We start from the raw sequence: 4769 nt of genomic DNA on the forward strand, positions 1-4769 counted from the left end.
CCCTGATCGTTGAGGAATTCCTCGAGTTCGATGTAGCTTTCCGACTTGAGGCCGGCATTGACGACGACGAAGTTCTGATCGATGCGAACGACTTCGGCGGTGATGACTTCTCCTGGACGCATTTCCTGGCGACCCAGGCTCTCTTCGAAAAGCTCGGCAAAGCTTTCCTGCATGGTTGGGTTGGTTGACATATGAGTTGAGTTGAATGACCTGTCCGCAGCGCTGCGGGTTGAGTTGAGAAAAAACCATCTGCCCGTGCCAGGAAGCGCGCGTCGCCGGCGGCAGGCAGCGGCCCTCCCCGGCACAACCACGCCGGGAGACGACCGCGCCGACCGGACGGCGGGCCGGACGGATGATACTTCGGGCAGGCGGCGAGCCGCTCTACCCCTGATTCGGACGCTTGTTGACCCAGGCGAGAACCTGCGCCACCGCTGTTTCGATGGTCAGATCCGTCGTGTCGAGCAGTTCGGCATCCGCACATTGCTGCATCGGCGCGACGCTGCGTTGACTGTCCCTTTCGTCACGTTCGCGCAGATCCTGCAAGAGGTCTGACATATTAGCAGCGATTCCTTTTTCGATCAACTGCTTATGCCGCCTCTTCGCGCGTATTTCCAGACTGGCGCTGAGAAACACCTTGCACACCGCATCCGGGAAGACGACCGAGGCCATGTCGCGCCCGTCGGCGACCAGCCCAGGCGGGCGCCGAAAAGCGCGCTGGCGGAAAAGCAGCGCAGCGCGCACCTCGGGCAGGGCGGCGACGCGAGACGCTGCGCGCGATATTTCCTCGCTGCGGATCGCTTCGCCGACTGCGTCACCGGCGAGCAGGATCGCCCCGCTGCTGAAGCTGACGTCGAGCTCGGCGGCAATTGTCGCCATCCGGCCGGCATCGTCGCAGGCGACCCCGGCGCGCTCCGCCGCCAGTGCGGTCAGCCGATAAAGCGCGCCCGAATCGAGATAATGCCAGCCGAGTCCCTGTGCCACGCGCTGCGCAATCGTTCCCTTGCCGGAAGCCGAAGTGCCGTCGATCGCCAGCACCGGCACCGGCTGCGTCACCTCGGCAAAGCGCGCAAAGTACTCCGGAAAGGTCTTGGCAACGACTTCCGGCTGCTTGATGCGCAAGGGCACGCCGAGCGCCGCGAGCGAAAAGGCCATCGCCATCCGGTGGTCGTCGTAGGTGTCCACGACTGCCGGCAGCAGCGCCTGCGCAGGCGTCGGCGGGAAGACGCGGATGAAGTCGGCGCCTTCTTCGACGCGTGCGCCGAAGCGGCGCAACTCGCACGCCATGGCGCTGATCCGATCGGTTTCCTTGACCCGCCAACTGGCGATGTTGCGCAGCGTCGTCGGTCCGTCGGCAAACAGCGCCAGCGTCGCCAGCGTCATCGCCGCGTCCGGAATCGCATTGCAGTCCAGGTCGATGCCGCGCAAGCCGGCCTGTCCGCTGCTCGTCGCCGGTGCCGCGGCGGCCAACCAGTTGCTGCCGCTGCTCACCTGGGCGCCCATCATCGCCAGCGCGTCGGCAAAACGCACATCGCCCTGTATCGAATCGGCGCCCAGACCTTCGACGCGCAGGGGACCGCCGCCAAGCGCGCCGAGGGCAAGAAAATACGACGCCGACGAGGCGTCACCCTCGACCTCGACCACCCCTGGCGAACGGTAGGCGCTGCCCGCCACGACGGTGAAGCGCTGCCAGCCCTCGCGTACGACCTCGACGCCGAAACGCGCCATCATCTGCAGCGTCATCTCGACATAGGGCTTGGAGATCAGTTCGCCGAGCACTTCAACGCAAGTCGTGCGCCCACGGCGCAGCGGCAAGGCAATCAGCAGGCCGGTCAGAAACTGGCTGGAAACCTCGCCGCGCAAGGTCACCAGGTCGCTGCCGTCGGCCACCGGCGATCCGATCAGCAAAGGCGGAAAGCCCTCGCTTCCGGCGTAGCGCAGGTCGGCGCCGAGTTGGCGCAGGGCCTCGACCAGATCGCCGATCGGCCGCTCGTGCATGCGCGCAACACCCGACAAGCGGTAGTCTCCGCCAACCACCGCGAGCACTGCGGTCAACGGACGAACCGCCGTCCCCGCGTTGCCGAGAAAGAGGTCGGCCTGGGTGACCGGAAAGCGCCCACCGCTTCCGACGACGCGGAAAACCGTCGCGGAGTGCTGGACGACGTCGACGCCGAGCGCGCGCAGCGCGTCGAGCATACGTTCGGTGTCGTCGGAAAGCAGGACGTCGCGCAGTTCGGTCTCACCGCTGGCAAGCGCCGCGAGCAGCAGCGCACGGTTGGAAATGCTCTTCGAACCGGGCAGTCGGACCGTGCCGGCAGCGCCCAGCATCTGTGGCAAATCGAGAAACGTGCCGTTCACTCGCCGACCTTCCTGTCCGCCCAGGCGCGACGGGCCTCCCGGGCAAGCTCGAAGACCGCCTCCAGGCGCGCCCCGTCGCCCGCCGCCAAGGCCTCGCGCAAGCCGTCGAGCTGTGCCCGATAGCCGTCGAGCTCGGCGAGCAACGCGCTACGATTGGCCAGGCAGATGTCGCGCCACATCTCCGGATGGCTGGCGGCAATCCGCGTAAAGTCGCGAAAACCGCTGGCGGCGTAGGCAAAGAGCAGTTCGTGGTTACTGCGGAGCGCCAACTCATGGACGAGCGCAAACGACAGGAGGTGCGGCAGGTGGCTGACCGCGGCAAAGACATGATCGTGCTCGGCCGGGCTCAACTCGCGCACCAGCGCCCCGCAGCATGCCCAGGCAGCGCGCACACGCTCGACGAAGGCTGGCGGGTTTTCCGCCAACGGCGTGATGACCACCTGCTTCTGCCGGTAAAGATCGGCGCGCGCGGCGGCCGCACCGCTGTTTTCGGCGCCGGCGATCGGGTGCGCCGGAACGAACTGCCCGAGTCGTTCGGCGAAATGCTCGCGCGCCGCGGCGACCACATCCTGCTTCGTGCTGCCGGCGTCGGTCACCACCGTCTGCGCCCCGACGAACGGGGCAAGGCGCGCCATGATCTCGCCGCTGCGACCGACCGGCGCGGCGATCAACACCAGGTCGGCATTGCAAACTTCCTGGCCGACATTGAAGCCGATGCGGTCGAGCAGACCGAGTTCGAGCGCCTGCGTCAGCGAGCCGAGCGTGCGCCCGAAGCCGACCACCTCGCCGACCTGTCCGGCCGCCTTGAGCGCCAGGGCGAACGAGCCGCCGATCAGACCGACGCCGAAGATGACGACCTTGGCAAACTGCGGAGCGCTGCTCACCGCCCGCCCCCTGCCCCGCCGCGGTCGACCGTGATCGATCTCACCAAGCCCGCGCGGGTCATCGCGCCGCCTCCAGCGCCGCCAGGAAGCGATCATTCTCCTCGCGCCGACCGATCGTCACACGCAGCCACTCGGGCATCGCGTAGCCGGCCAATGGGCGGACGATGACACCCTGGCGCAGCAGGCGCTGGTTGATCGCGGCCGCGTCACCGGCACGGAAGCTGACGAAATTGCCGTGCGAGGGAATGTAGGCAAAACCGAGCGACTGCAGTCCGGCGACGATCTGCTGCATTCCGGCGCTGTTCAGCGCCTGACTGCGCGCAACGAACTCATCGTCGGTGAGCGCCGCGGTCGCCGCCGCCAGCGCCAGATTGTTGCAGTTGAACGGCTGGCGGACGCGGTTCATCAGGTCGGCAACTTCCGCCGATGCCAGCGCGTAGCCGACACGCAGACCGGCCAGGCCGTAGATCTTGGAGAAGGTCCGAGTGATCACCAGGTTCGGCCAGTGCGCCAGCCAGGCCGTCGTGTCTACGCGCTCGGCGAGCGGCAGGTACTCGTTGTAGGCTTCGTCGAGAACGACCAGAACGTCATCCGGCAGCGACGCAATGAATGCCTCGAGCTGCGCGTAGGGGACGAAGGTGCCGGTCGGATTGTTCGGATTGGCGATCCAGACGAGTCGCGTATCGGGCCGGATCGCCGCCCGCATCGCCGTCAGGTCATGCCCGTAGTCGCGCGCCGGAACGGCGATCGGCTCGCCTCCGGCGGACAGCGTGGCGAGCGGATAGACGGCAAAGGCGTATTGCGCGAAAACCGCCGAACGACCCGGCGCGAGGAAGACGCGCGCTGCCAGGTCGAGCACATCGTTCGATCCATTACCGAGAACGACGCGCTCCATGCCCAGCCCGTAGCGCTCGGCGATAGCGCGTTTGAGAACGAAATCGTCCGGATAGCGCTCGATCGTATCGAGCGCCGCGACCAATGCCGCACGCGCCTTCGGGCTCATGCCCAGTGGATTTTCGTTGGACGCCAGCTTGACGATCTGATCGACCGCCAGACCCATTTCGCGCGCCAGCTCGGTGATCGGCTTCCCCGGCTGGTAAGGCGAAATGGCGCGAACGTAGGGAAGCGACTGGGCGAACAGGGTCATCGCAGGTCCTTCGCAGGTTGTGCTCAGTAGGCAGCCATCGGATACGAGCCGAGCAGCTTGAGGTAAGGTGCGCGGCGAGCAAGTTCGGTCAGCGCCGAATGCACGGCGGCATCGGCGCGGTGACCTTCGAGATCGACGAAGAAAACATACTCCCACAGCGTGTGGCGCGCCGGTCGCGATTCCAGGCGCGTCAGCGAAACGCCGGCGTCCGAAAAAGGCGCCAGCAGGCGGCTGAGCGCGCCGGTCTGGTTCTGCGCCGACATGATCAGCGAGGTCTTGTCGCGCCCACACGGGCCGGCATCCTGCCGGCCGATCACGACGAAGCGCGTCGTGTTGTTCGGCTCGTCCTCGATGTTGCTCGCCAGTTGCGGCAGTTGATAGCG

At 66.5% G+C, this 4769-nt stretch carries 4 protein-coding genes and 1 pseudogene; all 5 read right to left on the bottom strand.

Annotated features, from left to right (window positions below):
• Window positions 1-191: pseudogene (gene rpsA / locus RKP46_RS09685) on the bottom strand (30S ribosomal protein S1); the annotation flags it as partial.
• A gap of 190 nt (window positions 192-381) precedes the next feature.
• Window positions 382-2355: a bifunctional 3-phosphoshikimate 1-carboxyvinyltransferase/cytidylate kinase gene (locus RKP46_RS09690; protein ID WP_311106456.1), complete on the bottom strand. Its 1974-nt coding sequence runs from the start codon at window positions 2353-2355 to the stop codon at window positions 382-384.
• Complete coding sequence (locus RKP46_RS09695) at window positions 2352-3239, bottom strand: prephenate dehydrogenase/arogenate dehydrogenase family protein (protein ID WP_311106457.1); 888 nt, start codon at window positions 3237-3239, stop codon at window positions 2352-2354. Before RKP46_RS09695 ends, RKP46_RS09690 begins: the two co-directional genes overlap by 4 nt.
• 58 nt (window positions 3240-3297) lie before the next feature.
• Window positions 3298-4386, bottom strand: a complete 1089-nt coding sequence (hisC, locus tag RKP46_RS09700) for a histidinol-phosphate transaminase (RefSeq protein WP_311106458.1) — start codon at window positions 4384-4386, stop codon at window positions 3298-3300.
• Between the two features lie 23 nt (window positions 4387-4409).
• Window positions 4410-4769 (bottom strand): ACT domain-containing protein (locus RKP46_RS09705; protein WP_311106459.1); only part of this gene is annotated, 360 nt, incomplete at its 5' end.

It is taken from the genome of Accumulibacter sp., assembly GCF_031732815.1.
Classification (GTDB): domain Bacteria; phylum Pseudomonadota; class Gammaproteobacteria; order Burkholderiales; family Rhodocyclaceae; genus Accumulibacter.

Bases quoted from the DNA above. Each gene is read 5' to 3' on its own strand.
- hisC (WP_311106458.1), bottom strand. From the start codon at position 4,386: ATGACCCTGTTCGCCCAGTCGCTTCCCTACGTTCGCGCCATTTCGCCT.